This is a genomic window from Lysobacter sp. 5GHs7-4 (genome assembly GCF_021284765.1).
Lineage (GTDB): Bacteria > Pseudomonadota > Gammaproteobacteria > Xanthomonadales > Xanthomonadaceae > Lysobacter.
Genome location: NZ_CP089924.1, coordinates 1,002,112 through 1,028,265, shown reverse-complemented (window position 1 = coordinate 1,028,265; position 26,154 = coordinate 1,002,112). Strand labels below are relative to the sequence as shown.

Annotated in this window: 24 protein-coding genes; 9 read left to right on the top strand and 15 right to left on the bottom strand. The window is 67.8% G+C overall.

The window, feature by feature from the left end:
• The first annotated feature begins 25 nt into the window (after nucleotides 1–25).
• The 5 genes from LVB77_RS04400 (at nucleotide 26) to LVB77_RS04380 (ending at nucleotide 7,409) form a co-directional block, all read left to right on the top strand.
• On the top strand, nucleotides 26–1,339 hold the full coding sequence (locus LVB77_RS04400) for an ABC transporter permease (RefSeq protein WP_232910149.1): 1,314 nt from the start codon (nucleotides 26–28) through the stop codon (nucleotides 1,337–1,339).
• 8 nt (nucleotides 1,340–1,347) lie between these two features.
• Entirely contained in the window at nucleotides 1,348–2,580 is a 1,233-nt protein-coding gene (locus LVB77_RS04395; protein ID WP_232908997.1) for an FtsX-like permease family protein, read from the top strand.
• 183 nt (nucleotides 2,581–2,763) lie between these two features.
• Complete coding sequence (locus tag LVB77_RS04390) at nucleotides 2,764–4,596, top strand: DUF885 family protein (RefSeq protein ID WP_232908996.1); 1,833 nt, start codon at nucleotides 2,764–2,766, stop codon at nucleotides 4,594–4,596.
• Nucleotides 4,597–4,720: 124 nt separating this feature from the next.
• Nucleotides 4,721–6,079 carry a sigma-54 dependent transcriptional regulator gene (locus tag LVB77_RS04385; RefSeq protein ID WP_232908995.1) on the top strand — a complete coding sequence of 453 codons (1,359 nt, stop codon included), beginning with the start codon at nucleotides 4,721–4,723 and terminating at the stop codon, nucleotides 6,077–6,079.
• A 10-nt stretch (nucleotides 6,080–6,089) separates the two neighbouring features.
• Nucleotides 6,090–7,409, top strand: coding sequence for an ATP-binding protein (locus LVB77_RS04380; RefSeq protein WP_343226221.1), 1,320 nt, complete (start codon nucleotides 6,090–6,092; stop codon nucleotides 7,407–7,409).
• Between the two features lie 218 nt (nucleotides 7,410–7,627).
• Here LVB77_RS04380 and glmU read toward each other — a convergent pair whose 3' ends face one another.
• Nucleotides 7,628–9,001: a bifunctional UDP-N-acetylglucosamine diphosphorylase/glucosamine-1-phosphate N-acetyltransferase GlmU gene (gene glmU / locus LVB77_RS04375; protein ID WP_232908994.1), complete on the bottom strand. Its 1,374-nt coding sequence runs from the start codon at nucleotides 8,999–9,001 to the stop codon at nucleotides 7,628–7,630.
• Nucleotides 9,002–9,146: 145 nt separating this feature from the next.
• Between glmU and LVB77_RS04370 the strand changes: the two genes are divergently transcribed.
• Nucleotides 9,147–9,530 (top strand): GtrA family protein, encoded by a 384-nt coding sequence (locus LVB77_RS04370; protein WP_232908993.1) that lies wholly within the window; start codon nucleotides 9,147–9,149, stop codon nucleotides 9,528–9,530.
• Nucleotides 9,531–9,853: 323 nt separating this feature from the next.
• On the opposite strand, the gene LVB77_RS04365 is transcribed toward LVB77_RS04370, so the two are convergent.
• The 9 genes from LVB77_RS04365 to LVB77_RS04325 form a co-directional block, all read right to left on the bottom strand.
• Nucleotides 9,854–10,279, bottom strand: coding sequence for a F0F1 ATP synthase subunit epsilon (locus LVB77_RS04365; protein WP_232908992.1), 426 nt, complete (start codon nucleotides 10,277–10,279; stop codon nucleotides 9,854–9,856).
• A gap of 170 nt (nucleotides 10,280–10,449) precedes the next feature.
• Nucleotides 10,450–11,853 (bottom strand): F0F1 ATP synthase subunit beta, encoded by a 1,404-nt coding sequence (gene atpD, locus LVB77_RS04360; protein ID WP_232908991.1) that lies wholly within the window; start codon nucleotides 11,851–11,853, stop codon nucleotides 10,450–10,452.
• Nucleotides 11,854–11,914: 61 nt separating this feature from the next.
• Complete coding sequence (atpG, locus tag LVB77_RS04355; protein WP_232908990.1) at nucleotides 11,915–12,778, bottom strand: F0F1 ATP synthase subunit gamma; 864 nt, start codon at nucleotides 12,776–12,778, stop codon at nucleotides 11,915–11,917.
• 104 nt (nucleotides 12,779–12,882) lie between these two features.
• The gene (atpA, locus tag LVB77_RS04350) at nucleotides 12,883–14,433 is read right to left on the bottom strand and encodes a F0F1 ATP synthase subunit alpha (protein WP_232908989.1); all 1,551 of its coding nucleotides are present in this window, start codon (nucleotides 14,431–14,433) and stop codon (nucleotides 12,883–12,885) included.
• 63 nt (nucleotides 14,434–14,496) lie between these two features.
• Complete coding sequence (locus LVB77_RS04345; protein ID WP_232908988.1) at nucleotides 14,497–15,024, bottom strand: F0F1 ATP synthase subunit delta; 528 nt, start codon at nucleotides 15,022–15,024, stop codon at nucleotides 14,497–14,499.
• A 40-nt stretch (nucleotides 15,025–15,064) separates the two neighbouring features.
• Complete coding sequence (locus LVB77_RS04340; RefSeq protein ID WP_232908987.1) at nucleotides 15,065–15,535, bottom strand: F0F1 ATP synthase subunit B; 471 nt, start codon at nucleotides 15,533–15,535, stop codon at nucleotides 15,065–15,067.
• 88 nt (nucleotides 15,536–15,623) lie between these two features.
• The gene (atpE, locus tag LVB77_RS04335; RefSeq protein WP_091638337.1) at nucleotides 15,624–15,890 is read right to left on the bottom strand and encodes a F0F1 ATP synthase subunit C; all 267 of its coding nucleotides are present in this window, start codon (nucleotides 15,888–15,890) and stop codon (nucleotides 15,624–15,626) included.
• An 81-nt stretch (nucleotides 15,891–15,971) separates the two neighbouring features.
• The gene (atpB, locus tag LVB77_RS04330) at nucleotides 15,972–16,796 is read right to left on the bottom strand and encodes a F0F1 ATP synthase subunit A (protein ID WP_232908986.1); all 825 of its coding nucleotides are present in this window, start codon (nucleotides 16,794–16,796) and stop codon (nucleotides 15,972–15,974) included.
• Nucleotides 16,797–16,806: 10 nt separating this feature from the next.
• Nucleotides 16,807–17,175 (bottom strand): hypothetical protein, encoded by a 369-nt coding sequence (locus LVB77_RS04325; RefSeq protein WP_343226220.1) that lies wholly within the window; start codon nucleotides 17,173–17,175, stop codon nucleotides 16,807–16,809.
• A 334-nt stretch (nucleotides 17,176–17,509) separates the two neighbouring features.
• On the opposite strand from LVB77_RS04325, the gene LVB77_RS04320 reads away from it, so the two are divergent.
• Together LVB77_RS04320 and LVB77_RS04315 are read left to right on the top strand one after the other, a co-directional pair.
• Nucleotides 17,510–17,719, top strand: coding sequence for a DUF2061 domain-containing protein (locus LVB77_RS04320; RefSeq protein WP_232908985.1), 210 nt, complete (start codon nucleotides 17,510–17,512; stop codon nucleotides 17,717–17,719).
• A gap of 279 nt (nucleotides 17,720–17,998) precedes the next feature.
• Nucleotides 17,999–18,838: a YfaZ family outer membrane protein gene (locus tag LVB77_RS04315; protein WP_232908984.1), complete on the top strand. Its 840-nt coding sequence runs from the start codon at nucleotides 17,999–18,001 to the stop codon at nucleotides 18,836–18,838.
• 654 nt (nucleotides 18,839–19,492) lie between these two features.
• On the opposite strand, the gene lpdA is transcribed toward LVB77_RS04315, so the two are convergent.
• From lpdA to LVB77_RS04290, 5 genes are all read right to left on the bottom strand, one after another.
• Nucleotides 19,493–21,313, bottom strand: coding sequence for a dihydrolipoyl dehydrogenase (gene lpdA, locus LVB77_RS04310; protein ID WP_232908983.1), 1,821 nt, complete (start codon nucleotides 21,311–21,313; stop codon nucleotides 19,493–19,495).
• Entirely contained in the window at nucleotides 21,300–21,989 is a 690-nt protein-coding gene (locus tag LVB77_RS04305) for a hypothetical protein (protein ID WP_232908982.1), read from the bottom strand. The genes lpdA and LVB77_RS04305 overlap by 14 nt, the downstream gene beginning before the upstream one ends.
• A 22-nt stretch (nucleotides 21,990–22,011) precedes the next feature.
• The gene (locus LVB77_RS04300) at nucleotides 22,012–22,491 is read right to left on the bottom strand and encodes an SgcJ/EcaC family oxidoreductase (RefSeq protein WP_232908981.1); all 480 of its coding nucleotides are present in this window, start codon (nucleotides 22,489–22,491) and stop codon (nucleotides 22,012–22,014) included.
• A 22-nt stretch (nucleotides 22,492–22,513) separates the two neighbouring features.
• Nucleotides 22,514–23,920 (bottom strand): dihydrolipoyllysine-residue acetyltransferase, encoded by a 1,407-nt coding sequence (locus LVB77_RS04295; RefSeq protein ID WP_232908980.1) that lies wholly within the window; start codon nucleotides 23,918–23,920, stop codon nucleotides 22,514–22,516.
• Between the two features lie 201 nt (nucleotides 23,921–24,121).
• Nucleotides 24,122–24,913 carry a DUF2884 family protein gene (locus tag LVB77_RS04290; RefSeq protein ID WP_232908979.1) on the bottom strand — a complete coding sequence of 264 codons (792 nt, stop codon included), beginning with the start codon at nucleotides 24,911–24,913 and terminating at the stop codon, nucleotides 24,122–24,124.
• A gap of 543 nt (nucleotides 24,914–25,456) precedes the next feature.
• Here LVB77_RS04290 and LVB77_RS04285 point away from each other — a divergent pair.
• The gene (locus LVB77_RS04285) at nucleotides 25,457–26,101 is read left to right on the top strand and encodes an OmpW family outer membrane protein (protein ID WP_232908978.1); all 645 of its coding nucleotides are present in this window, start codon (nucleotides 25,457–25,459) and stop codon (nucleotides 26,099–26,101) included.
• The last annotated feature ends 53 nt before the right edge of the window (nucleotides 26,102–26,154 follow it).

The following is a 26,154-nucleotide window of genomic DNA, read 5'->3' as shown; positions in this document are numbered from 1 at the left end:
GGACGCCGCGATGATCGCTAACTCCATGTTCGGCTACTACTTCGATCTGGCGTTGCGCAGCTTCCGCCGCAACAAGATGCTGACCGCGCTGATGGTGCTCGCCATCGCGCTGGGCATCGGCGCCAGCATGACCACGCTGACCGTGTTCTACGTGCTTTCCGGCGACCCGATCCCGGCCAAGAGCGACCGCCTGTTCTACGTGCAGATGGATCCGCGCACCAAGGACGGCTACACCCCGGGCGAGGAACCCTCGTTCCAGATGACGCGCTTCGATTCCGAAGCCCTGCTGCGCGCCAAGCGCGGCCTGCGCCAGGCGGTGATGACCGCCGGCTCGGCCAACATCGAACCCGACCGCCAGGGCCTGACCCCGTTCATCACCCAGGGCCGCTTCACCTCCGCCGACCTGTTCGCGATGTTCGACGTGCCGTTCCTGCAAGGCGGCGGCTGGAAGGCCAGCGACGACGAAAGCCGCGCGCGCGTGGCGGTGATCAGCAAGGACCTCAGCGAGAAGCTGTACGGGACCGGTTCCGCCGTCGGCAAGCCGATCCGGATCAACGAGTCGGAGTTCCGCGTGGTCGGCGTGATCGACAGCTGGCGTCCGGCACCGCGCTTCTACGACCTCAGCAACGAGCGCTTCGGCCAGGGCGAGCAGGTGTTCATCCCGTTCTCGACCTCGCTGGCCCTGCGCATGGGCAACAACGGCGACATGAACTGCTGGGGCGAGAACCGCACCGACGACGAGGAGGGCTCGCACGCCCTCAACGCGCCTTGCGCGTGGCTGCAGTACTGGGTGGAGCTGAAGTCGGCCGACCAGGCCAAGGACTATCTGGCCTACCTGGGCAACTACTCCGACGAACAGCGCAGCGCCGGCCGCTTCGAGCGCCCGACCAACGTGCGCCTGTACAACGTCATGGATTGGCTGGACCACAACAAGGTCGTGCCCTCCGACGTGCGCCTGCAGACCTGGCTGGCGTTCGGCTTCCTGCTGGTGTGCCTGCTCAACACGGTCGGCCTGCTGCTGGCCAAGTTCCTGCGCCGCGCCAGCGAGATCGGCGTACGCCGCGCGCTCGGCGCCTCCCGCCGCGCGATCTTCGCCCAATGCCTGGTCGAAGCCGGCACCGTCGGCCTGGTCGGCGGCGCGATCGGCCTGGGCCTGGCGATGCTGGGGCTGTGGGCGGTGCGCCAGCAACCGGCCAGCTATGCCGAGCTCGCGCACCTGGACCCGACCATGCTCATCGCCACCTTCGTGATCGCGGTCGTCGCCAGCGTGCTGGCCGGCCTGTTGCCGGCCTGGCATGCCTGCCAGGTGACCCCGGCCATCCAGCTCAAGAGCCAGTGAGGCCCACCATGGACATCCGCCCCATCCTGACGACCCTGCGTCGCCACAAGACCGCCGCCGCGCTGATCGTGTTCGAGATCGCGCTGAGCTGCGCCATCATCTGCAATGCGGTGTTCCTGATCAGCAACCGCCTGGAACTGATGGACCGTACCAGCGGCCTGGCCGAGAAAGAAATCGTGCGGGTGCAGCTGACCGGCATCAACAACAACAAAGACGCGCGCGCCGTCACCCAGTCCGACCTGGCCGCGTTGCGCGGGCTGCCCGGCGTCAAGGCCGCCACGGTCACCAACCAGGTCACCTTCGGCGATTCGTCGTGGAACAGCGGCGTGAACCTCAAGCAGGACCAGCCCTTCCCCAACCTCAGCGCCACTACGTACTTCGGCGATGAGCAGCTGGTCAGCACGCTGGGCTTGAACCTGATCGCCGGCCGCGGCTTCAACAGCGACGAGTTCCTCAACTACGAGGATCTGGACAAGCTGCCCGACGACACCGGCGTGCCGGCGGCCATCGTCACCAAGGCCGTCGCCGACAAGCTGTTCCCGGGCGAGAACGCGGTGGGCAAGAGCTTCTACAGCTGGGGCGACAAGCCGATCCGCATCGTCGGCGTGGTCGACCACCTGGCGCGGCCGAACAATCGCGGCGGCGCCGCCGAGTACGAGTACTCGATGCTGTTCCCGATCCGGGTGACCTACGAGGTCGGCGGCAACTACCTGCTGCGCGTCGATCCCAGCCGCCGCGACGAAACCATGAAGGCGGCGATCGCGGCACTGGAGAAGAACGGCCCGACCCGCATCATCCTGCAGGACGAGACCAAGACCCTGGAGCAGATGCGCGACGAGTTCTATCAGCAGGACCGTTCCATGGCCTGGCTGCTGGTCGCGGTGTGCGTGGCGCTGCTGGTGGTGACCGCGCTGGGCATCGTCGGCCTGGCCAGCTTCTGGGTGCAGCAGCGGACCAAGCAGATCGGCGTGCGCCGTGCGCTGGGCGCGACCCGCGGCCAGGTGCTGCGCTACTTCCAGACCGAGAACTTCCTGCTGGCCACGCTCGGCATCGCGATCGGCATGGCGCTGGCTTACGGCATCAACATGGTGCTGATGAGCCATTACGAACTGCCGCGTTTGCCGGCGATCTACCTGCCGCTGGGAGCGCTGGCGCTGTGGCTGCTGGGCCAGGCCGCCGTGTTCGGTCCGGCGCGCCGCGCCGCGGCGGTGCCGCCGGCGGTGGCGACGCGTTCCATCTGAGCCGATCCGACCGGTTCGCTCAGAACCGTCAAAACGCCGCGCGTCGAACAACGCGTGGCGCAGTTCCGGGAACGCGCACGGCGCGCCCGCTAGTCTCTCCGAGTCGGTCCGCAAGCCCGTCCAGCCTCCGCGCTGGACGGGCCCGGACCGGGTCGTCCCCACACTCGGCACGGAGCTCCCCACATGTCCCCACGCACCACCTGCCTGCACGCCCTGGCGATCGCGCTGACGCTGGCCCTCGGCGGCGTCCATGCCGCACCGGCCACGCCCGCGGTCGCGGCCCATGCCGCCAGCAACGACGTCGCCGCGCGCACGCGCACGCTCAACGCGCTGCTCGACGAGCAATGGCAGACCTTCCTGCGCGAGGCGCCGGAGCAGGCCAGCTTCTTCGGCGACTACCGCTACAACGCCGGTTGGAGCGATTTTTCGCTGGCCGCGGTCGACAAGCAGACGCGCGACATCGAAGCGCTGCTGAAGCGCTTCCGCGCGATCGATGCGGACGGCCTGGCCGACGCCGACCGCCTCAACCTGCAGCTGATGATCCGGCGCCTGGAAAGCGATCGCGAGTTCTACCGCCTGAAGCTGCACGAGATGCCGCTGGACCAGATGAACGGCATCCACCTGCTGCTGCCCATCGTCGCCAGCGCCTTCCCGTTCAACGACGTCAAGCAGTACGACGAATACGTGGTGCGCCTGCGCGCCATGCCCAAGCTGCTGGAGCAGGTTACGCAGCGCGCGCGCCAGGGCGCGAAGGACGGCCTGATGCCGCCGCGCTATCTGCTGGAGAAGGTGGTAACCCAGTGCGACGGCATCGCCGAGCCGGCCGGCGCCGACAACGTGTTCGCCGCACCGCTGCTGAAGTTCCCCGACAGCGTCCCGGCCGCCGAGCGCGAGCGCATCCGCAAGGCGGTGATCGCCGCGGTCGACGAACAGGTGCGTCCGGCCTACCGCGAGCTGTCGCGCTTCGTGTCCCAGGACTACGCGCCCAAAGGCCGCGAAACCCCGGGGCTGTGGTCGCTGCCCAATGGCGAGGCGCTCTACGCCTACCAGATCCGCCAGCAGGCCTCGACCTCGATGAGCGCCGAACAGATCCACCAGCTCGGCCTGTCCGAGGTGGCGCGCATCGAGAAAACCCAGACCGAGATCGCGCGCAAGCTCGGCTACGCCGACCTGAAGGCGATGCGCGCGGCGGTGCGCACCGATCCCAAACAGCACGCGCAGTCGCGCGAGCAGATTCTGGAGCTGTACCGCAAGTACGTGACCCAGATGGAACCGCGCCTGCCGGAGCTGTTCGGTCTGTTGCCCAAGACCGGCGTGGAGGTACGTGCGATCGAGCCCTACCGCGAAAAATCCGCGTCCGCCGCCGGCTACATGCCCGGCACGCCGGACGGCTCACGCCCCGGCATGATCATGATCAACACCAGTGCGCCCACCGAGCGCCTGCTGATGCCGATCGAGGCCATTGCCTACCACGAGGGCATCCCCGGCCATCATCTGCAGAACTCGATCACCCGCGCCCTGCCCGAGCTGCCGCCGTTCCGCCGCCTGATCGGCGAAACCGCCTATATCGAAGGCTGGGGTTTGTACTCCGAACGTCTGGGTAAGGAACTGGGCTTCTACCAGGATCCGTACAGCGACTTCGGCCGCCTGGCGCAGGAGCTGGTACGCGCCAACCGCCTGGTGCTGGACACCGGCGTGCACCACAAGCGTTGGACGCGCGAACAGATGGTCAGCTGGTACCGCGAGCATTCCGATTCGGACGAGCCCAACATCCAGGCCGAGGTCGACCGCTACATCGCCAACCCGGGCCAGGCGCTGGCTTACAAGATCGGCGAGCTGAAGATCGTCGAGCTGCGCGAGCGCGCGCAGACCGCGCTGGGCGAACGCTTCGACATCCGCGCCTTCCACGACCAGGTCCTGGGCGGCGGCGCCCTGCCGCTGGATGCGCTGGAGCAGCGCGTCGATGCCTGGATCGCGCTGGAACGCGCCGACGCCGCGGCAGCGGTCTCGCAGTGACCGCAGCGCCGCCCTGCGACAACGGCGTACGCGCGCCGCTGTCGCGCGGCGGCGCTGGCTATACTTGCGCCGGACCCGCAGCGGCGTCGCGCACGCCGCCGCACCCTCAACGCTCCGGAGCCTTATGCGCACCGTCCTGGTGATCGACGACAACCCCGCGGTCGGCACCGCACTGGACCTGCTGTTCGGCCTGCGCGAGATCCGCGTGCTGACCGCGCAGTCGCCGGAAGAAGGCTTGCAGGCGCTGCAGCGCGAGCAGATCGGCCTGGTGATCCAGGACATGAACTTCAGCGCCGACACCACGTCCGGTGAGGAAGGCGTGGCCCTGTTCCGCGATATCCGCGCGCGCCATCCCGACCTGCCCATCATCCTGCTCACCGCCTGGACGCATCTGGACATCGCGGTCGATCTGGCCAAGGCCGGCGCGGCCGATTACCTGGCCAAGCCTTGGGACGATCAGAAACTGCTGGCCAGCGTGGAGAACCTGCTGGAGCTGTCGGCCAGCACGCGCGAGGTGACGCGCCTGCACGACCAACGCCGGCGCGCGCAACGCGAACTGGAATCGCGCTACGACCTGCGCGGGCTGGTGTTCGCGTCCGAGGCGCTGGCGCGCGTGGTCGAACTGGCCGGGCACGTCGCGCGCGCGGACGTGCCGGTGCTGATCACCGGCCCCAACGGCGCCGGCAAGGAAAAGATCGCCGAGATCGTGCAGGCCAATTCCTCGGTCAAGTCCGGACCGTTCGTGACCCTCAACTGCGGCGCGCTGCCATCGGAGCTGATCGAGGCCGAGCTGTTCGGCGCCGATGCCGGCGCCTACACCGGTGCGAGCAAGGCGCGCGAAGGCAAGTTCGAGGCCGCCGACGGCGGCACGCTGTTCCTGGACGAGATCGGCAACCTGCCGCTGGCCGGGCAGATGAAGCTGCTGCGCGTGCTGGAGACCGGCCGTTTCGAGCGCCTGGGCTCCAATCGCGAGCGTCAGGTCAAGGTGCGCGTGATCAGCGCCACCAACGCCGACCTGCCGGCGATGATCCGCGACGGCCGCTTCCGCGAAGACCTTTACTACCGCCTCAACACCATCGAGATCCATTTGCCGCCGCTGGGCGAACGGCCGGACGACGTGCTGCCGCTGGCGCGCAAGTTCCTGCGCGAACTGGCGCCCGACGGCGGCAAGCGTCTGAGCGAGGACGCCGAGCATGCGCTGGTCGCGCACGCGTGGCCCGGCAACGTGCGCGAGCTGCGCAACACCTTGCAGCGCGCGGTGCTGCTGGCGCGCGGCGACAGCATCGGCGTCGCCGATCTGGGCCTGCCCGCGGTCGGCGCGAGCAGCGTCGCCGTGCACGCCGGCGACGAACCCGACCGCGCGACCATCGAAGCCGCGTTGGAACGCGCCGGCGGCGTGCTCGCGCAGGCCGCGAGCGAACTGGGCCTGTCGCGCCAGGCGCTGTACCGCCGGCTCGACCGGCTCGGCATAAAACGGGACTGAGGAGATCGCGATGCGCTGGTTGCGCCGTCTGCCCCTGAGCCTGAAGTTCAGCGCGCTCGCGCTGGCCTATCTGATCGTGGCCAGCGTGCTGACGAGCTGGCTGGACACCCTGCTGCCGCGAGACTGGATGGCGCCGGCGCTGTCGGTCGCCTTGCTGCTGCCGCTGCTTGTGTATCACGTGCGGCGCGCGTTCGCGCCGATGAACTCGCTGTTCCGCGCGCTGGCCGGCAGCGTCGCCAGCTACCGCGACGGCGACTACAGCTTCGGCCTGTCCTGGGCCGGCGGCGGCGAACTGGGCGAGCTGGTCGACAGCCATAACCGCCTGGGCGAAGCCTTGCGCGACCAGCGGCTGACGCTGGTGCAGCGCGAGCTGCTGCTGGACACCATGGTGCAGAACACGCCGGTGGCGATGATGCTGGTCGATCCTAGCCGGCGCATCGTTCACGCCAATCTGGCCGCGCGCAAGATGCTGGGCGAAGGGCGCCGGCTCGAAGGCCAATCTTTCGAAGACTTGCTCCTGCGCGCGCCCGAACCTGTGCGCGAGGCCTTCGAACGCGGCGGCGACGGCATGTTCACCGTCGGCGACGAGGACAACGAGGACATCTACCACCTCGCGCGGCGCATGTTCCGCCTCAACGGCCGCCACCACGAACTGGTGCTGCTGCGCCAGCTCACCGCCGAGCTGCGCCGGCAGGAAGTGCAGACCTGGAAGAAAGTGATCCGGGTCATCAGCCACGAACTCAACAATTCGCTGGCGCCGATCGCCTCGCTCGCCCATTCCGGTGCCGAGCTGGTGCGGCGCGGCCAGTACGACAAGCTGCCTACCGCGCTGACCACGATCGAGGAGCGCGCGCGGCATCTGGAAGGTTTCATCCGCGACTACGCGCGTTTCGCCAAGCTGCCGGCGCCGCGCCTGGAGGCGGTGGAGTGGTCGCGCTTCCTGGCGCAGCTGCGCAGCCAGGTCGACTTCGTCTACGACGGCCGCGCACGCGGGCACGACGGCATCGCCCACTTCGATGCCGCGCAGATGGAACAAAGTCTGCTTAATCTGCTCAAGAACGCGCACGAATCCGGTTCCAAGCCCGAGGACGTGCGCCTGGTGCTGCGACGCACGCCCGACGCCTGGCGCATCGACGTGCTCGACCGCGGCACCGGCATGAACGAAGCGGTGCTGGCCAACGCGCTGCTGCCGTTCTACTCGACCAAGCGCAACGGCACCGGTCTGGGCCTGGCGCTGGCGCGCGAGATCGCCGAGGCCCACGGCGGCCGCATCGCCCTGCTCAACCGCGAAGGCGGCGGCTTGTGCGTGTCGATGGTGATTCCAGATTGAGATAGGCCGCTGTCGGCAGCGCTCCTCCCGCCTCTCGCTACCCTTCGTTGCTTTCAGTTCCCCCCTTTGAAAAAGGAGGGTTAGGGGGGGATTTGCTTTGGCTCTGGCTTAGATCAACAGCAACAGCAAATCCCCCCTAGCCCCCCTTTTTCAAAGGGGGGAACGGATCTTCAGGGCGCCGGTAGTTTCGAAGGACGGCCGCGACTCGCCGCCCGCACTCAAGCCTTGGGCTTCTTCACCGGACGCTGCCAGCCGTCCACCGTCACCTGCCGCGCGCGCGCCACGGTGAGCTTGCCTTCCGGTGCGTTCTTGCCGATCACCGAACCGGCACCGATGGTCGCGCCCGCGCCGATGGTCACCGGCGCCACCAGCGAGGAATTGGAGCCGATGAAGGCGCCGTCCTCGATGGTGGTGGTGGACTTGTTGACGCCGTCGTAGTTGCAGGTGATGGTGCCGGCGCCGACGTTGACGCCGCTGCCGATGGCCGCGTCGCCCAGGTAGGCCAGGTGATTGGCCTTGCTGCTCACGCCCAGACGCGCGTTCTTGGTCTCGACGAAGTTGCCGATGTGCACACCGTCGGCGAGCACGGTGCCCGGGCGCAGGCGCGCGTACGGCCCGATGTGAGCCGCGCCTTCGACCACCACGCCGTCGAGATCGCAATGCGCGCGCACTTCGGTGCCCGGCCCCAGCTTGACGTCCTTGAGCCGGCAGAACGGTCCGATGCGCACGCCGTCGGCGAGTTCGACGCGGCCCTCCAGGATCACGTCGGCGTCGATCTCGACATCGCGGCCCACCACGACCTCGCCGCGCTGGTCGTAGCGCGCGGGATCGGCCAGACGCGCGCCCTGTTCGCACAGCGCGCGCGCGGCGCGGCGCTGGAACGCGCGCTCCATCTGCGCCAGCTGCCAGGGATCGTTGACGCCTTCGACCTCGAGCGGATCGGTCACGTGCACCATCTCGGCGGCACTGAATTCCGCGGCGGCGGCGGCGAACACGTCGGTGAGGTAGTACTCGCCCTGGACGTTGTCGTTGCCCAGGTTCTGCAGCCAGCGCCGCAGCGGTTCGCCGTCGGCGACCAGGATGCCGGTGTTGACGGTGCGGATCTCGCGCTGGGCATCGTCGGCGTCCTTGTGCTCGACGATCTGGCCGACGCGGCCCTCGGCGTCGCGCACGATGCGCCCGTAGCCGGTGGGATCGACCAGGTCGGCCACCAGCACGGCGAGACGGCCCGGCGCGTCCAGCAGGCGTTGCAGCGTCGCCGGCGTGGTCAGCGGCACATCGCCGTACAGCACCAGCACGCGCGCATCCTGCGGCACGTCCGGCATCGCCTGCTGCACCGCGTGGCCGGTACCCAGGCGCTGCGCCTGTTCGGCCCAGTGCAGATCGGTCTGGTCGGCGAAGGCGGCGCGCACCTGCTCGCCGTCGTGCCCGTAGACCACATGGATGCCGGCCGAGTCCAGCGCGCGCGCGGTCGCGATCACGTGCCCCAGCATCGGCCGTCCGCCGATCTTCTGCAGCACCTTGGCGGTGTCGGACTTCATGCGCTTGCCCTCGCCGGCGGCGAGGATGACGACATGCAGGGGTGCGGCCATGCGGACTCCGGGGCGCTACGCGTTCAGTGAACGGTGATTCTAGCCGCGCCGGCCCCTGCTAGGATGCGGCGGTGCCGAATCCCCCCGCCTCCCCATCCCACCGCCGGCTTGCGCTGCAGCGTGGTGCCGCGCGCGGGCGTGCCGGATGAGCCTGGGCCGGCAAGGCCGCCACTATCTGATCATCGGCCTGATCCAGTGGCTGCTGGATTGGGGCGTGATGGTCGCACTCAGCCACGCCGGCATGGCGGTGGAACCGGCCAATATCGCCGGGCGCGTCAGCGGCGCGCTGCTGGGTTTCTGGCTCAACGGCCGCATCACCTTCGCCGGCGACGATACCCGCGTCGGTCGCCGCCAGTTCGGGCGTTTCCTGGGCATGTGGCTGGCGACCACGCTGGTCAGCACCTGGGCCATGGGTGCGATCGACGACGCGGTCGGCCTGCGCTGGACCTGGCTGGCCAAGCCCGCGGTGGAACTGATGTTGGGCGCGATCGGCTTCCTGCTGTCGCGCTATTGGATCTATCGGCGCTGAGTCGGGCGCCGCCCGCTTTGGGGTAGGAGCGGTGCAAGCCACGACCGCGCCAACTCGACAACGACGATTGCGCCGCATGTGCGACTCACGGTCGCGGCTTACGCCGCTCCTACCCCAAGGCATCGCGGCGAGCGTTCGAGCCTTCTGTAGGAGCGACGTGAACCGCGACCGCGCCAGTTCGATAACGACGGATGCGCCGCATGCGCAATTCGGGGTCGCGGCTTACGCCGCTCCTAGAGTTGCGGCGGCGCTGCGCCGATAGCCCAAAACAAAAACGCCGGCACTGGGCCGGCGTTTTCGACTCGCGGCGTTGCAGCCCGCGATCAGTGCTTCATGTTCTTGCGCAGACGCTCCAGCGCCTGCAGCTGCGCCATCGCCTCGGCCAGCTTGGCCTGGGCCTCGGCCACGTCCATCTGCGGGCCGCGGTTGGCCAGCGCACGCTCGGCCTCTTCCTTGGCCGCGCGCACGGCGGCTTCGTCGATGTCCTGGGCGCGGATCGCGGTGTCGGCCAGCACGGTCACGACCTGCGGCTGCACTTCCAGGATGCCGCCGGACACGGCGAAGTCCAGCTGCTCGCCGTTAGGCAGGGTCACGACGACCTTGCCGGGCTTGAGGCGCGTGATCAGCGGGGCGTGGCGCGGCGCGATACCGAGCTCGCCGATTTCGCCGGTGGCGACCAGCAGCGTCGCCTCGCCGTGGAAGATCTCTTCCTCGGCACTGACGATGTCGCAACGGAAGGTGGATGCCATTAGGAAAACGCCTCTATTCATTGTCCCCCTCTCCCGCATCGCGGGAGAGGGCAGGGGTGAGGGCAAACGGACTACAAGCGCTTCGATACCGCATCAACCGCCGCGAAGCGCCCTTCCCCTCTCACTCCCAGGCACCCGCAAGCGCCACGAAAGCCAGAGGGAACCGTGGCTTAGCCCACGCCCATCTTCTTGGCCTTCTCGACCGCTTCCTCGATCGCGCCGACCATGTAGAACGCCTGCTCCGGCAGGTGGTCGTATTCGCCGTCGACGATGCCCTTGAAGCCGCGGATCGTGTCCTTCAGCGAAACGTACTTGCCCGGTGCGCCGGTGAAGACTTCGGCGACGTGGAACGGCTGCGAGAAGAAGCGCTCGATCTTGCGCGCGCGCGACACGGCCTGCTTGTCTTCTTCCGACAGCTCGTCCATGCCCAGGATCGCGATGATGTCCTTCAGTTCCTTGTACTTCTGCAGGGTCGACTGCACGCGACGCGCGGTGTCGTAGTGTTCGGCGCCGATCACGTTCGGGTCGAGCTGGCGCGAGGTCGAGTCCAGCGGGTCCACGGCCGGGTAGATACCCAGCGAGGCGATGTTACGGCTCAGCACGACGGTGGCGTCGAGGTGGGCGAAGGTGGTCGCCGGCGACGGGTCGGTCAGGTCGTCCGCGGGCACGTACACGGCCTGGATCGAGGTGATCGAGCCGGTCTTGGTCGAGGTGATGCGCTCCTGCAGAACGCCCATTTCCTCGGCCAGGGTCGGCTGGTAACCCACCGCCGACGGCATACGGCCCAGCAGCGCCGACACTTCGGTACCGGCCAGGGTGTAGCGGTAGATGTTGTCGACGAACAGCAGCACGTCCTTACCCTTGCCCGAGGCGTCCTTCTCGTCGCGGAAGAACTCGGCCATGGTCAGGCCGGTCAGGGCGACGCGCAGACGGTTGCCCGGCGGCTCGTTCATCTGGCCGTACACCATCGCCACCTTGTCGAGGACGTTGGAGTCCTTCATCTCGTGGTAGAAGTCGTTGCCCTCGCGGGTACGCTCGCCCACGCCGGCGAACACGGACAGACCGCTGTGCGCCTTGGCGATGTTGTTGATCAGTTCCATCATGTTGACGGTCTTGCCGACGCCGGCGCCGCCGAACAGGCCGACCTTGCCGCCCTTGGCGAACGGGCACATCAGGTCGATGACCTTGATGCCGGTTTCCAGCAGGTCGTTGGCCGAGGACTGGTCCTCGTACGACGGAGCCGAACGGTGGATTTCCCAATGCGCGGTCGCCTGCACCGGGCCGGCTTCGTCGATCGGGTTGCCCAGCACGTCCATGATGCGGCCCAGGGTGCCCGCGCCGACCGGCACCGAGATCGCGCTACCGGTGTTGGTGGCGATCAGGTTGCGCTTGAGGCCGTCGGTGGAGCCCAGTGCGATCGCGCGCACGATGCCGTCGCCGAGCTGCTGCTGCACTTCCAGCGTGATGTCGGTGTTGGCGACCTTCAACGCGTCGTACACCTTCGGCACTTCCGCGCGCGCGAACTCGACGTCGACGACCGCACCGATGATCTGAACGATCTTGCCCTGGCTCATGGTTCTTTCCTCAGTAACTTAATGCTGCTTGGCGGCCGCGACAGGCGTCCGCTCGTATGGTTTAGACCGCCGCGGCGCCGCCGACGATTTCGGAGATTTCCTGCGTGATCGCCGCCTGACGGGCCTTGTTGTAGACCAGCTTCAGGGTGTCGATCAGCTTGCCGGCGTTGTCGCTGGCCGCCTTCATCGCGACCATGCGCGCGGCATGCTCGGAAGCGACGTTCTCCAGCACGGCCTGGTACACCAGCGACTCGATGTAGCGCGTCAGCACGTGCTCCAGCACGGTCTGCGCATCGGGTTCGTAGATGTAGTCCCAGTCGTGGTGGGCAACCTGCGTTTCCGGCGCCGGCAGCGGCAGCAGCTGATCGAACGCCGCGCGCTGCGTCATGGTGTTGACGAAGTCGTTGTAGCTCAGGAACACGCGATCGATCTTGCCGGCGCTGTACGCGTCCAGCATGACCTTGATCACGCCGACCAACTGCTCCAGGTGCGGCTGGTCGCCCAGATGGGTGACCGACGCCAGCATGTTGACCTTGATGCGGCGGAAGAACACCGAGGCCTTCTGGCCGATGGTGACCACGTCCACTTCGACGCCCTGCTCCTGCCACTTGCGGATCTCGCCCAGCAGCTTGCGGAACAGGTTGTTGTTGAGGCCGCCGGCCAAGCCGCGGTCGGAGGAGACGATGACGTAACCGACGCGCTTGGTGTCCTTGCGCTCGATCATGTACGGATGCTGGTAATCGGAATTGGCCTGGGCCAGGTGACCGATCACCTGCTTCATCACGCGCGCATACGGGCGCGACGTCTTCATGCGCTCCTGCGCCTTGCGGATCTTGGAGGCCGAGACCATCTCGAGCGCGCGCGTCACCTTGCGGGTGTTCTGCACGCTCTTGATCTTCGTCTTGATTTCGCGTCCGCCTGCCATCTCTTCGCTCGCTTTGTTCGCTTCGTGGAATCAGGAAAGGGTGTTCCGAACCGCCGGACCGGAATCGCCATCGGCGACCCCGGCCTCAGCGCCCGGTCGCCGGCTTACCAGGTCCCGGTCTGCTTGAACTCTTCGATGCCCTTCTTGAAGGCGCCTTCGATCTCGTCGTCCCACGCACCGGTGGCGTTGATCTTGGAGATCAGCTCGCCGGCGGTGTTGCTGAAGTGGGCGTGCAGGGCCTCTTCGAACGCGCCGATCTTGGCGACCGGCACCTCGTCCATGTAGCCCTTGTCCACCGCGTAGATCGACAGCGACTGCAGCGCGATCGACATCGGCGCGTACTGCTTCTGCTTCATCAGCTCGGTGACGCGCTGACCGCGCTCGAGCTGCTTGCGGGTGGCTTCGTCCAGGTCCGAGGCGAACTGCGCGAACGCAGCCAGCTCGCGGTACTGGGCGAGTGCGATACGGATGCCGCCCGACAGCTTCTTGACGATCTTGGTCTGCGCGGCGCCGCCGACGCGGGACACCGAGATACCGGCGTTCACGGCCGGACGGATGCCGGCGTTGAACAGGTCGGTTTCCAGGAAGATCTGGCCGTCGGTGATCGAGATCACGTTGGTCGGCACGAACGCCGAGACGTCGCCGGCCTGGGTTTCGATGATCGGCAGCGCGGTCAGCGAACCGGTCTTGCCCTTCACCGCGCCGTTGGTGAACTTCTCGACGTACTCCTCGGACACGCGCGCGGCGCGCTCGAGCAGGCGGGAGTGCAGGTAGAACACGTCGCCCGGGTAGGCTTCGCGGCCCGGCGGGCGCTTCAGCAGCAGCGAGATCTGGCGGTAGGCCACGGCCTGCTTGGACAGATCGTCGTACACGATCAGGGCGTCTTCGCCGCGGTCGAGGAAGTACTCGCCCATGGTGCAGCCGGAGTAGGCGCTGATGTACTGCATCGCGGCCGACTCGGACGCGGTGGCGGCGACCACGATGGTGTGGGCGAGCGCGCCGTTTTCTTCCAGCTTGCGCACGACGTTGGCGACCGAGCTGGCCTTCTGGCCGATCGCGACGTACACGCACTTAATGCCGGTGCCCTTCTGGTTGATGATCGCGTCGATCGCCATCGCGGTCTTGCCGGTCTGACGGTCGCCGATGATCAGCTCGCGCTGGCCGCGGCCGATCGGGATCATCGCGTCGACGGTCTTGTAGCCGGTCTGCACCGGCTGGTCGACCGACTTACGCCAGATCACGCCCGGCGCGACGCGCTCCACCGGCGCGGTCAGCTTGGCGTCGATCGGGCCCTTGCCGTCGATCGGCTCGCCCAGCGCGTTGACCACGCGGCCCAGCAGCTCGTTGCCGACCGGCACTTCCAGGATGCGTGCGGTGGTCTTGGCCACGTCGCCTTCGCGCAGGTGCTCGTAGTCGCCCAGGACCACGGCGCCGACCGAGTCGCGCTCCAGGTTCAGCGCCAGTGCGTAGGTGTTGTTCGGCAGCTCGATCATTTCGCCCTGCATCACGTCGGCCAGGCCGTGGATGCGCACGATGCCGTCGGACACGGAGGTGACCGTGCCTTCGTTGCGCGCCTCGGCGGCCAGCTTGACCTTCTCGATGCGGGTCTTGATCAGTTCGCTGATTTCGGACGGGTTGAGCTGCGTGCTTGCCATGGGTGGTTCCCTTGTGCCCGGCGATACCGCCGGATTTGCATTTAAGTTCGTTCTGGTCGCCGATCAGCCCGCGAGAGCGGTCTGCAGGCGCGCGAGCTTGCCCTTGAGCGAGCCATCGATGACTACGTCGCCCGCGTCGATCACTGCGCCGCCGATCAGCGAGGGGTCGACCGCGGTCTCGAGTTCGACTTCGCGGCCGAAGCGCTTCTTCAGCGCGGCCTTGATCGACTCGAGCTCGGCGGCCGGCATCTCGCTGGCGGCGGTGACGCGCGCCTTGACGATGCGTTCGGCTTCCGCGCGCAGTTCCTCGAACAGGCCCGCGATCTCCGGCAGCAACGGCAGCCGGCGGTTGTCCGCGAGCAGGCCGAGGAAGCGCAGGTAGGCTTCGTCGGCGCCGTCGACCGCGATCAGGCCGACGGCGTCGGCCGACGACAGGCGCGGGTGCGCGAGCAGTTCGTGCACCTGCGGGTCGGCGGCGATGCGCGCGGCCAGGGCCAGGCCCTGCGACCAGGCGGCGGAGCGGCCACCGTCGCGCGACAGCGCAAACGCGGCGCGGGCGTACGGGCGGGCGAGTGTGAGGTTCTGGCTCATCAGCTTATGGCTATCCGATCAGTGCGTTCGCGTAGCGCCGTTAGAGCTGCGCGGCCAGATCGTCGAGCAGCGCCTTGTGGGCGTTGGCGTCGATCTCGCGCTTGAGCAGCTTCTCGGCACCGCTGACGGCCAGCGTCGACACCTGCTTGCGCAGGTCTTCGCGGGCACGCGTGGCGGCGGCGACGATTTCGGCATCGGCCAGCGCCTTTTGGCGCGTGGCTTCGACGACGGCATCGGTCTTGGCCTGGTCGATGATCTGATTGGCGCGCTGATGCGCCTGATCGATGATCTCATTGGCCTTGGTGCGCGCCTCGCGAAGTTCCGCATCCGCGCGCTCTTGCGCCTGGACGAGGTCCTTCTGGCTACGCTCCGCCGCGGCCAGGCCTTCGGCGATCTTCTTTTGGCGTTCTTCGATGGCCGCGTTCAGCGGCGGCCAAATGAACTTCATCGTGAACCAGACGAGGATCGCGAAGGAGAGCATCTGGCCGAAGAAAGTCATGTTGGGATTCATGACGGGTCCTCGACGTAGTCGTACTGGAGCCGGCCGAATGGCCGGCCCGTGTGCCCGGTTCGCGCCGCTAAGCGCGAACCGGCCCGGATCAGGCCTGGAGGACGCTGATCAGCGGGTTGGCGAACGCGAAGAACAGCGCCACGGCGAGACCGATGATGAACGCGGCGTCGATCAGGCCGGCGAGCAGGAACATACGGCCCTGCAGCATCGGCACCAGCTCCGGCTGACGGGCGGCGGATTCGAGGAACTTCGAGCCCATGAGCGCGATGCCGAGGCAAGCGCCCAGCGCGCCGAGACCGATGATGATGCCGATCGCGATCGCGGTCAGACCCTGAACGTTGGCGATGAACTCCATGGTGCTTCTCCTGGTAGAGGTAGTGCTAAACGGTGAAGGGAAAACGAATGAGAGGTGTGCAGCTGGGTGACGCGACTTGAATCAATGGCTCTCGCGGGCGCCTGCGATGTAGACGACCGTGAGGATCATGAAGATGAAGGCCTGCAGCAGGATGATCAGAATGTGGAAGATCGCCCAGGCCGCATTGGCCAGCACGCCCGGCACGAAGGTGTAGACGCTGCCGAGCAGGCCGGCGATGAGCATGAACACCAGCTCGCCGCCGTACATGTTGCCGAACAGTCGCATCGCCAGCGAAACCGGCTTGACCAGCCATTCGATGATGTTCATCGCCAGGTTGACCGGGACCAGCACGATCTGCATGAAGCCGTGGGCGTGGAACGGCGCGGTGACCAGCTCCTTGCCGAAGCCCAGGCCGCCCTTGGCGGAGATCGCGTGACCGATCAGGATGAAGAACACCGAGGCCGACAGCGCGAACGTCGTATTGAGGTCGGCGGTGGGCACGGCGCGGAAATAGGTGTGGTGCGCGGCTTCGGCGCCGGCGGTGGTGTGGACCAGCCAGCCGAACAGGTCCAGCGGCAGCAGGTCCATCGTGTTCATGAACACGACCCACATGAAGATGGTCAGCGCCAGCGGGGTCACCGAACGGCGATCGCCGTGGAAGGTGTCCTTCACCTGGCCGTCGATGAACTCGACGATCATCTCGACGAAGGCCTGGCCCTTGCTGGGAACGCCCGCGGTGGCCTTGCGCGCGGCGAGGCCGAACCACAGCACGAACACCAGACCCAGCGCCAGCGCGACGATCCACGAGTCGAAATGGAACTGGCCCCCGAACACCTCCGTGGTGTTGTGGGTCAGGTGGTGCTTGATGTATTCGTTCAGGCCGCCCGAACCGGTCTGTTCACTCACGAAAAGACACCTATCGTTTCAAAAGATTGGCCAGTACGAAGGCCAGCGTCGCCGCGAGCACTCCGACCAGCATTGGCAGCGGCGGCAACCGGAGCACGGCCAAACCCAGGCCGAGCACCAAGAACACCACCACCCACTTCAGCATGACTCCCGCCAGCAAGCGCCCTATGGCCGCTCCGGCTGGCTGCACGCCGCCCCCTAGCGCCATCCAGGCCGCCACTACTGCACCCGCGAAGACCGCGCCTCCGCCGACCGCACCCGCTAGCGCGTGTCGCGCACCGAGGGGGAGGAAGGCCAGCGCGGTCAGCGCCGTCGCGCCGGCTTGCCAGGCAATCGCGCGCGACGCCAGCCGGCGGCCCGTGGACAATGGATCGTGCACGCGGGTCTCGTCGGTCTGGGGTAGGCGCAAAGCGCCCGGTAGAGCCGCAAAAGTATAGAACGCGCCCGCGTTCCGGGCAACCGCCGGGCGTCACGCCCGGGAGAATCGGGCAAGCCCGGTACAGGACGGTATCGCGGCGTCTTCGGTCCATGCGCAGCACTATGCCGATAAGGCGTAGGTCATTGAATTACCTGGGAGGTCAAGTCCATGCGCGGACGCCAGCGCGCAGCGTATTTCGATAGATCGCAGCTATGGAAGCAAGCGCGACTATCGATTTGACTTCCGGCGCGAGACGCGCACAATTGAGAATAATTCTCATTTAGAGATTGCCCTCATGAGCAAGACCCTCAGTTTCGCCTGCGTGCATTTCACCGTCGCCTTCCTGGTCGGCTACCTGATGACGGGCAGCGTCTGGGTCGGCGGCGCCCTGGCCCTGGTCGAGCCGGCCTGCAACACCGTGGCCTTCCACCTGCACGAGAAGGTGTGGAAACGCATCGAGCGCCGCCGCGCCGAGGCCGCCGCGACCCAGGCCCTGGCGGGTTGAGAGAGCGGGTTGACCCAGCGCGCCGAAATCGCGCGGAACCTTTGCGCCCGAGCCGGGTCAGTCTTAAAGAACGCCCTCCGCCACTCTCTCCTCGTCAATGGCAAAAGCAGCGGTGGGCTCCCCGAAGCCCCGGCCTCATCAGCCGGGGCTTCGCCTTTTGTGATCACTGTCACTCTTCAAGCCCTCTACGAGTTGAATCGCGCGATTCAAACGCGTGCTTTCACGGTCGTTGCACCGCGCGTTCGGCATTGATGGAACGGCTGGCACTTTCCGCGTGCCATGCCCTTCCCCCGATCCGGAGTGCGACTAGTGAATCCCAAGACCCTGCCCCTGACGCTCGCGCTAGCCGCGATCGGCGTCGCGTTCGCGAACCCCGCGCACGCCATCGAAGACGACCGCTTCACCCTGCGCCTGGGCGCGATGCAAGTGGACGCGCAAAGCGAACTGCGCGGCAGCACCGTGTTCGCCGGCCAACCGTTCGAGTTCAGCGAGGACTTCGACTTCGGCGGCGACGAAGTGGTGCCGCGCGTGGAAGGCCAGTTCCGCTTCGGCGACCGCCATCGCCTGCTGTTCAACTATTTCGGCTACGACAAGGACCGCCGCGCCACGCTGGGCCAGGATCTGTCGTACGACAACATCACCATCCCCGCCGGCAGCTTCGCCAAGGCCAAGGCCAAGTTCGAACTGGCCAGCGTGATGTACGACTACGCGGTGGTCGAAACCGACACCGTCAGCCTGGGCCTGCAGCTGGGCGTGGAGTACGCCAAGCTCGAGGGCAAGCTGTACGCCGAGTCCGGCGTCAACACCTACGAATCCCGTTCCAGCGACGACGGCTACGCACCGGTGGTGGGCGCGCGCCTGACCGTGGCGCCGAACGAGCATTGGCGCTTCGTGGCGCAGGGCCAGTACCTGGACGCGAGCTGGGGCAACTTCGACGATTACGAGGGCGACATCAGCCGCGCCAACGCGCTGGTCGAGTACCGCTTCACGCCCAACGTCGGCGTGTACGTCGGCTACGACTGGTTCAAGCTCGACGTCGACCAGCGCGGCAGCGACGGCGTGCTCGGCCTGGACCAGCGCTTCAAGGGACCGATGGCGGGCGTGACGTTCGCGTTCTGACCGACCTACGACACGAGGTGTGGCGGTAGCCGCACCTTCGTGTCGGCTTGGGGGCCGGCCGTATGGCTCTTATGAAGATCGCAGGTTGCGTTGATAACCGCACCATCGACCCGCATCGAAACATGACGGCGATGAGGCTCGCGCTGAGACGCGTGTTGACGCAATCGCGGCTCACGCCGCTCCCACAGAAAGCGGCAGCCGCCATCGCAACACATTTGCCCGGAACTGTTGCTGTTGCTGTTGAGTTTGCTCCGGCATTGAAGTCCATACACCCGAAGCCACACGACCAACCGTAGACCCGGAGGGCGGCGCGCAGGACGCGCGCCGTTTTTCGATAAGACAGGGATGTCTTATCGAAAAATCCCCGCGCCAGAACCGAAGCCACACGGGAGCTCTGGGCTCAAGCCCTTCTCTTTGGTTACTTTCTCTTGGGCTAGCAAGAGAAAGTGACCCGCATGCGCAGCAGGCGGAAGCCTTTGACCTTCGGTCAGAAGCAGCAGAGCAACAGCCAAAGCAAATCCTCCCCAACCCTCCTTTGTCAAAGGAGGGAGCTAAAAGCGCGACGCCATTGATGGCGACGCCTCTGCACACCGGCTGGCAGAAAGAAAAAGCCCCGGCGATGCCGGGGCTTCGTCTCGTACGCCGAGCGTCGGCTTACGACTTCTTCTTGGGAATGTAGAGATCCGTGATCGTCCCCTCGTACACCTCCGCCGCCATCGCCACCGACTCGCTCAACGTGGGATGCGGATGGATGGTGTGGCCGATGTCGGACGCCTCGCAGCCCATCTCGATCGCCAACGCCAGCTCCGAGATCAGATCGCCCGCGTGCACGCCGACGATGCCCGCGCCGATCACCCGGTGCGTGGCCTCGTCGAAGATCAGCTTGGTGAAACCCTCGCTGCGGCCCAGGCCCAGCGCGCGCGCGCTGGCGGCCCAGGGGAATTTGCCGACGCCGACCTTCAGGCCGCGGGCCTTGGCTTCGGTCTCGGTGACGCCGACCCAGGCGATTTCCGGATCGGTGTAGGCCACCGACGGGATCACCCGCGCCACCCACTCCTTCTTTTCGCCGGCGGCGACTTCGGCCGCGAGCTTGCCTTCGTGAGTGGCCTTGTGGGCGAGCATCGGATTACCGACCAGATCGCCGATGGCGAAGATGTGCGGCACATTGGTGCGCATCTGCCGGTCGACCGGAATGAAGCCGCGTTCGGTGACCTGCACGCCGGCCTTGTCGGCGTCGAGCTTGCCGCCGTTGGGCGCGCGGCCCACCGCGACCAACACCCGATCGAACAGCTGCGCCTCCGGCGCGCTGCCGCCCGCGGCCGCGGGCTCGAACGAGACCTTGATGCCCTGCTTGCTCGCCTCGGTGCCCGCGGCCTTGACCTTCAAATGCACGGCCACGCCCTGCTTCTTCAGGCGATCGGCCAGCGGCTTGACCAGGTCCGGATCGGCGCCCGGCATCAGCTGGTCCATGAACTCGACCACCGTGACCTCGCTGCCCAGCGCGCGGTACACCGTCGCCATTTCCAGACCGATGATGCCGCCGCCGACGACCAGCAGCTTTTTCGGCACCTCGGCCAGCTCCAGCGCGTCGGTGGAGTCCATCACGCGCGGATCGTCCCAGGGGAAGCCCGGCAGCTTCACCGCCTGCGAACCGGCGGCGATGATGCATTGCTCGAAGCGGATCAGCTGGCTGCCGCCCTCGCCCTGCACTTCCAGCTCGTTCGACGACACGAAGCGACCGGTGCCGGTGACCACGCGCACCTTGCGCTGCTTGGCCATGCCGGCCAGGCCCTTGGTGAACTGGCCCACCACTTTGTTCTGCTTGAAGTCGCGCAGCTTGCCCAGGTCGATCTTGGGCTTGCCGAAATCCAGGCCGATGTCGGCCGAATGCGAGGTCTCGTCGATCAGCGCGGCGGCGTGCAGCAAGGCCTTGGACGGAATGCAGCCGACGTTGAGGCAGACGCCGCCGAGGGTGGCGTAGCGTTCGACCAGCACCGTGTCCAGGCCCAGGTCGGCGGCGCGGAACGCGGCGGTGTAGCCGCCCGGGCCGGAGCCCAGCACCAGCATGCGGCACTCGACATCGGCCTTGCGACCGCTGGCGGCCGCGGCGCTGGGTGCAGGCGCGGCGGCGGGCGTGGCAGCCGCCGCGGGCGCGGCGGGCGCACTGGCGGCCGGCACGGGCGCGGCGGCGGCGGACTTGGCAGGCGCGGAAGCGGTGGGCGCGGACGCTTCCGCTCCGGCCGCTTCGAGAATCGCGATCACCGTGCCTTCAGCGACCTTGTCGCCGAGCTTGACGCTGATCGACTTGATCACGCCGTCGGCCGACGAGGGCACTTCCATCGTCGCCTTGTCCGACTCCAGCGTGACCAGGCCCTGGTCCTTCTTGACGGTGTCGCCGACCGCGACCAGCAGTTCGATGACCGGTACGTCGTCGTAACCGCCGATGTCCGGAACCTTGACTTCAATCGTTGCCATTGCCTGCTCCCGCGCCGCCGGCAGCATTGCCGGCCAGCCATTTTTCCAGTTCGTCCAGTTGCGCCGTCAGTTCGTTCCAGCGGCGCGCACGCCGCTCGTCGCCGTCGTCGGTCGCCTTGATCAGCAATTCGCTCTGCTGCATCAGCAGTTCGCCCGCGCCGCACTCCGGCAACAATCCGCTCACGCGCATGCCGTCGACCATGAACAGCAGCGTGTCGGCATCGTGGAATCCAGCGGGGCGATCCTCCGGCACCGTCGCGGTCAGCGCGCGGCGCCAGTCGGCGACCAGGCGCTTGGCCAGCGCGGCCGGCATCGGCACATCGGCGACTTCGGGTTCCTGGTCGATGCGCATGCGCAGCGCGCCGCCGCTCCAGGCGGCGACGCGGTCGTCGGCTTCGGCGTAGCGCAGACGCCAGTCGCCATCGCCATCCCCCGGCACCAGCAGCAGGCCGCTCTCGGGGCTGTAGCGCGGCAGGGTGGTCAGGCTCAGGCTGGGCTTGGCGCCGGCCGCGAACAGGCCCTCGACGGCGTTGCCGTGGTTCTCCGTCGCCGGCGGCCAGCCGCGGCCGAGTTCGGGTTTGCACTCGTCGGCGGCATGCGCAACGGGCGCGGCCAGCAGCAGCGCGGCGACCGCGAGGGTCGAGGCGGAAACGGAAAACGCGCGGAAATCGCTCATGGGGCCTGTCGGGATCCTATGTTCATGGCGTAGCCGGGGGAATTACGGTGTTCTGGTCGTACACCAGACGCCAGCCGTCGGCCTCCTTGGCGAACACCAGGCTGAGCCAGGCGTTGCGGCGGGTTTGAAAACTGCCGTCGGCTTGCAGCGCCTGCGATTCGTACTTCACCAGGGCGACGCCTACGTCGCCCAGTTCGCGCAACGAGCGGATTTCGAACCGCATGCGCCAGTCCCGTTCGGCGAACCAGTCCACGTGCAACGCGCGGAATTGCTCGCGCGTGTCGAGCACCTGACCGTTGGGCAGGATCAGGGTAAGACGCTCGCCACGGGTAACCGTGGCCAGCAATGCGTCGAGATCGCGCGCGTTGATCGCGGCCAGATGCGCGTCCAGCGTGGCCTGCAGCGAGCGCGGCGGCGTGGCCGCGGCGGCCTGGGCCATGGCCGACCACAGGCTGCCGGCGAGCAGCAGCCCGATCGCGCACTGGCGTAGCCGGTTCGGCATGGTCGCGCCCGACGCCGCCGGCTTACAGCAGCACGCGCCGCATATCGGCCAGCAGCTGGGCCAGATACGCGGTGAAGCGCGCGGCGGCGGCGCCGTCGATGACGCGGTGGTCGTAGGACAGCGACAGCGGCAGCACCAGGCGCGGCGCGAACTGCTTGCCGTCCCAGACCGGCTTGGTCGCCGACTTCGACACGCCCAGGATCGCGACTTCCGGCGCGTTGACGATCGGGGTGAACGCGGTGCCGCCGATACCGCCCAGCGAGCTGATCGAGAAGCAGCCGCCGCTCATGTCGGCCGGACCGAGCTTGCCTTCGCGCGCTTTGGCGGCCAGTTCGCCGGTCTCGCGCGCGATCTGCAGCACGCCCTTCTGGTCGCAGTCGCGCACCACCGGCACGACCAGGCCGTTCGGGGTGTCGGCGGCGAAGCCGATGTGGAAGTACTTCTTCAACGTGAGGTTCTCGCCCGAGGCGTCGAGCGAGGCGTTGAAGGTGGGGAATTTCTGCAGCGCGGCGACGCTGGCCTTCATCAGGAACGCGAGCATGGTCAGCTTGATGCCGGCCTTTTCGTTTTCCTTGTTGAGCGCCACGCGCAGCGCTTCCAGGTCGGTGATGTCGGCGTCGTCGTGCTGGGTGACGTGCGGGATCATCGCCCAGTTGCGCGCCAGGTTGGCGCCGGACAGCTTCTGGATGCGCGACAGCGGCTTGGTTTCGGTTTCGCCGAACTTGCTGAAGTCGACCTTGGGCCAGGGCAGCAGGTTGAGGCCGGCGCCCAGCGCGGGCGCGGCGCCGGCCGCGGCCGGCGTGCCGCCACCGCCCTGCATCACGCCCTTGACGAAGGACTGCACGTCTTCCTTGGAGATGCGGCCGCCGCGGGCGCTGCCGGCGACGCGCGCCAGGTCCACGCCGAGCTCGCGCGCGAACAGGCGCACGGCCGGGCTGGCGTAGGGCACCTTGTCGGGCAGCAGCTCGTCGGCGGTGAAGGCGACCGGCGGGGTGCGCGGCGGCATCGCTTCGGGATCGCTGCCGGCGGTGGCGCCGGCCAGGGCGACCGGGGCCGCGGCGGCGGCCGGCGCTGCCGCGGCGGGCGCGGCGGGTGCCGCCGGCGCGGCAGGCGCGGGCGCTGCCGGGGCGGGCGCGGCGGCGGGCGCCTCGGCCTTAGGCGCTTCGGCCTGCGCGGGCGCGGCGGCTTCGGCCGGTTCGATCAGGGCCACCACGCTGCCTTCGGCCAGGTTGTCGCCGATCTTGACCTTGAGCTCGCGCACGATGCCGGCGAACGGCGCCGGGACTTCCATGGTCGCCTTGTCGGATTCCAGCGTGACCAGTCCCTGGTCCTGCTGCACCGTGTCGCCGACCGCGACCAGCAGTTCGATGACGGGGACGCCGTCGTAGTCGCCGATGTCGGGGACGCGTGCTTCCTTCAGCTCAGCCATGATCGTGGGGCTCCGCAAATGCGCGAAAACCCTATTGTGGCTGCTGAAGCCAGCCACGCCAACCGCAGCCTTTGGCTGTACGCGCGTACGGGCGGGTACTGGCGCCGGCGGGCCGCGGCCGGCGCAGCGGCGCGATGGCCGGGCGGCCGGGCCTGAAGGCCGGGCCCCGACGCCCTTGCGGCCGGCGACGCTTACGTCTTGTTACTTCTTGTCCGCGTCCGTGCGCTTGCCGACCTTGGCGGTCATCAGATTCAACGGCTTGCCGTCCACGCGCAGTTCCAGCGCGTTGTCGATCCCGTCCAGGGCCTCCATGCGCCGGCACAGGCCCTCGGCGCGCGCTTCCAGCGCGTCGGCGCGCGGCTCGATCTTGGCTTCGATCTGCGCGTCCAGGTTCTCCAGGCGCTTGAGCCGGGTCTCGTCGCCGCTGAAGGCCGCGCCGATGGCGCCGCCGACGATGTCGCCGATCAGGCTGGGGATCACCTCGGCCACGGCCTCGCCGATGCCGTCGCCCAGGTCGTTGCCGTTGAAATGGGTGGGCGTCACCGAACGCGCCAGGCGCGCGTCGATCTGCGCGCGCGCCTTGTCCAGCTTGGCCCGCGCGGCTTTGGGGTCGCTGCTGAAGCCGGCCGCGACCTCGCCCAGGGCGGTGAAGGCGATCTCGGCGGCCTCGCGGCCGATACGCTGGGCCTCGGGCATGGCGGCGCGGGTCTGGGTTTCGAAGTCGGCGATGCGGCGGCTGTCGGCCGCGCTCAGGCTGAGCCACTTGTCGTCGACGAACAGCCGGCCCTGACGCATCACGATCGCCTTGGGCGTGCCGCTGTCGCGGGTGAAGATCACACTGCGCTCGTTGAGGGTCAGCTCGTAGTCGCTTTCGACGTTGCACTCGACATGGACGTCGGCGGCCGCGGCGGCGCCGCAGCTCAGGGCGAGCACGGCCGACGCCAGCAGGCGGGGCGCGAGGCGGCGGCCGGTACGGATCGGGGCGGATGACATCGTCTGACTCCATGTGACGGGATGCGCGCATCATGCCGCGCCGCACAGGCCGCGTCCCCTGCCGGTGGGGAGCGTGACCTTCGTCATGGCGAAGCCGGCGCGGGCGACGACGCCGGGATCGGCGTTTGCGGGTGTTCGTTCATCGCCGGTTGCAGGCCGCGGGTGGGCCGGGTTTCGAGCGGTTTGCGAAGAACCGTTCGCGCGTGGCGCACCGTACGGTCCGCGCTTCCGCAAAAATTCAGGCTCGCGTTTCGCACGCCTCGCACCATACGGCGCGCGCTACGACGCGGTCTGTGCGCCTACGCGTGCGTAGCGCGCGGCGCCTTCCGACGCACTGGTTCAGCTAAACGCATCGTCGACTGAGGCTGTTTTCAAGCCCGGTTCATAACCGCGGTGCTCCGCGCACGCACCGACGCGGCGCGAAATCGAACGCGAAAGTTCCGTCCGGCGCGCTCGCGCGGCAAGCACCGTTCATGCGCACCGGCCTAGCCTGCGCACGCCTCCCCCAAGGCACTCACATACAAGAACACAGGAGTCCACGCCATGATGCGTTTTCGTCATTTGACCCTCGCCCTGCTGGGCACCCTGGCCGTTGCCCCGGCCGCCTTCGCCCAGGACGCCGACACCGGCACCGCCGCGGGCAAGCGCTTCGCCGTCGTCGGCGGCTACGCGCTGTCCGAGCCGACCAAGAACCCGTCCATCGCCGGCGCGCGCGCGCAGGCCGACGGCGACGGCGCGGCCACCCTGAGCGCCAGCTACTACATCACCGACAACATCGCGGTCGAAGCCTGGGGCGCGGCCGACAAGTTCGGTCACCGCGTCAACCTCAACGGCGCCAAGGCCGGCAGCGTCGACGCGCAGCCGTACGCGGTGAGCGGCCAGTACCACTTCGGCGCGCCGGACAAGATCGTGCGCCCGTTCGTGGGCCTGGGCTATTACGAGTCCAACTACAGCGGCGAGAAGGCCGAACCGACCGGCGCGCTGGCCGGCCAGCGCATCGGCGTGGAAACCGCCAAGGGCGCGATGGCCACCGCCGGCGTCGACCTCAACATCAACCCGACTTGGTTCGCGCGCGCCGACGTGCGCTACCTGCAGGGCAAGTCGGACGCCCGCGTCAACGGCGTCAAAGTCGGCGAGGCCGAGCTGAACCCGGTGATCCTGGGCGTGGGCCTGGGCGCGCGCTTCTAAGCCGCGCGCCGCATCGCAGCCAAGAACGGCGGGCCCCGGCGACGGGGCCCGCT

Excerpts from the sequence above, each read along its gene's own strand:
- atpG (WP_232908990.1), bottom strand. The coding sequence starts at position 12,778 with ATGGCAGGCGGACGCGAAATCAAGACGAAGATCAAGAGCGTGCAGAAC.
- LVB77_RS04320 (WP_232908985.1), top strand. The coding sequence starts at position 17,510 with ATGAGCAAGACCCTCAGTTTCGCCTGCGTGCATTTCACCGTCGCCTTC.
- atpE (WP_091638337.1), bottom strand. The coding sequence starts at position 15,890 with ATGGAGTTCATCGCCAACGTTCAGGGTCTGACCGCGATCGCGATCGGC.
- LVB77_RS04380 (WP_343226221.1), top strand. The coding sequence starts at position 6,090 with ATGCGCTGGTTGCGCCGTCTGCCCCTGAGCCTGAAGTTCAGCGCGCTC.
- atpA (WP_232908989.1), bottom strand. The coding sequence starts at position 14,433 with ATGGCAAGCACGCAGCTCAACCCGTCCGAAATCAGCGAACTGATCAAG.
- LVB77_RS04295 (WP_232908980.1), bottom strand. The coding sequence starts at position 23,920 with ATGGCTGAGCTGAAGGAAGCACGCGTCCCCGACATCGGCGACTACGAC.
- LVB77_RS04385 (WP_232908995.1), top strand. The coding sequence starts at position 4,721 with ATGCGCACCGTCCTGGTGATCGACGACAACCCCGCGGTCGGCACCGCA.
- LVB77_RS04365 (WP_232908992.1), bottom strand. The coding sequence starts at position 10,279 with ATGGCATCCACCTTCCGTTGCGACATCGTCAGTGCCGAGGAAGAGATC.
- glmU (WP_232908994.1), bottom strand. The coding sequence starts at position 9,001 with ATGGCCGCACCCCTGCATGTCGTCATCCTCGCCGCCGGCGAGGGCAAG.
- LVB77_RS04305 (WP_232908982.1), bottom strand. The coding sequence starts at position 21,989 with ATGAGCGATTTCCGCGCGTTTTCCGTTTCCGCCTCGACCCTCGCGGTC.
- LVB77_RS04400 (WP_232910149.1), top strand. The coding sequence starts at position 26 with ATGTTCGGCTACTACTTCGATCTGGCGTTGCGCAGCTTCCGCCGCAAC.
- LVB77_RS04290 (WP_232908979.1), bottom strand. The coding sequence starts at position 24,913 with ATGTCATCCGCCCCGATCCGTACCGGCCGCCGCCTCGCGCCCCGCCTG.
- lpdA (WP_232908983.1), bottom strand. The coding sequence starts at position 21,313 with ATGGCAACGATTGAAGTCAAGGTTCCGGACATCGGCGGTTACGACGAC.
- LVB77_RS04370 (WP_232908993.1), top strand. The coding sequence starts at position 9,147 with ATGAGCCTGGGCCGGCAAGGCCGCCACTATCTGATCATCGGCCTGATC.
- LVB77_RS04345 (WP_232908988.1), bottom strand. The coding sequence starts at position 15,024 with ATGAGCCAGAACCTCACACTCGCCCGCCCGTACGCCCGCGCCGCGTTT.
- LVB77_RS04395 (WP_232908997.1), top strand. The coding sequence starts at position 1,348 with ATGGACATCCGCCCCATCCTGACGACCCTGCGTCGCCACAAGACCGCC.
- LVB77_RS04285 (WP_232908978.1), top strand. The coding sequence starts at position 25,457 with ATGATGCGTTTTCGTCATTTGACCCTCGCCCTGCTGGGCACCCTGGCC.
- LVB77_RS04315 (WP_232908984.1), top strand. The coding sequence starts at position 17,999 with ATGCCCTTCCCCCGATCCGGAGTGCGACTAGTGAATCCCAAGACCCTG.
- LVB77_RS04300 (WP_232908981.1), bottom strand. The coding sequence starts at position 22,491 with ATGCCGAACCGGCTACGCCAGTGCGCGATCGGGCTGCTGCTCGCCGGC.
- LVB77_RS04340 (WP_232908987.1), bottom strand. The coding sequence starts at position 15,535 with ATGAATCCCAACATGACTTTCTTCGGCCAGATGCTCTCCTTCGCGATC.
- atpD (WP_232908991.1), bottom strand. The coding sequence starts at position 11,853 with ATGAGCCAGGGCAAGATCGTTCAGATCATCGGTGCGGTCGTCGACGTC.
- LVB77_RS04390 (WP_232908996.1), top strand. The coding sequence starts at position 2,764 with ATGTCCCCACGCACCACCTGCCTGCACGCCCTGGCGATCGCGCTGACG.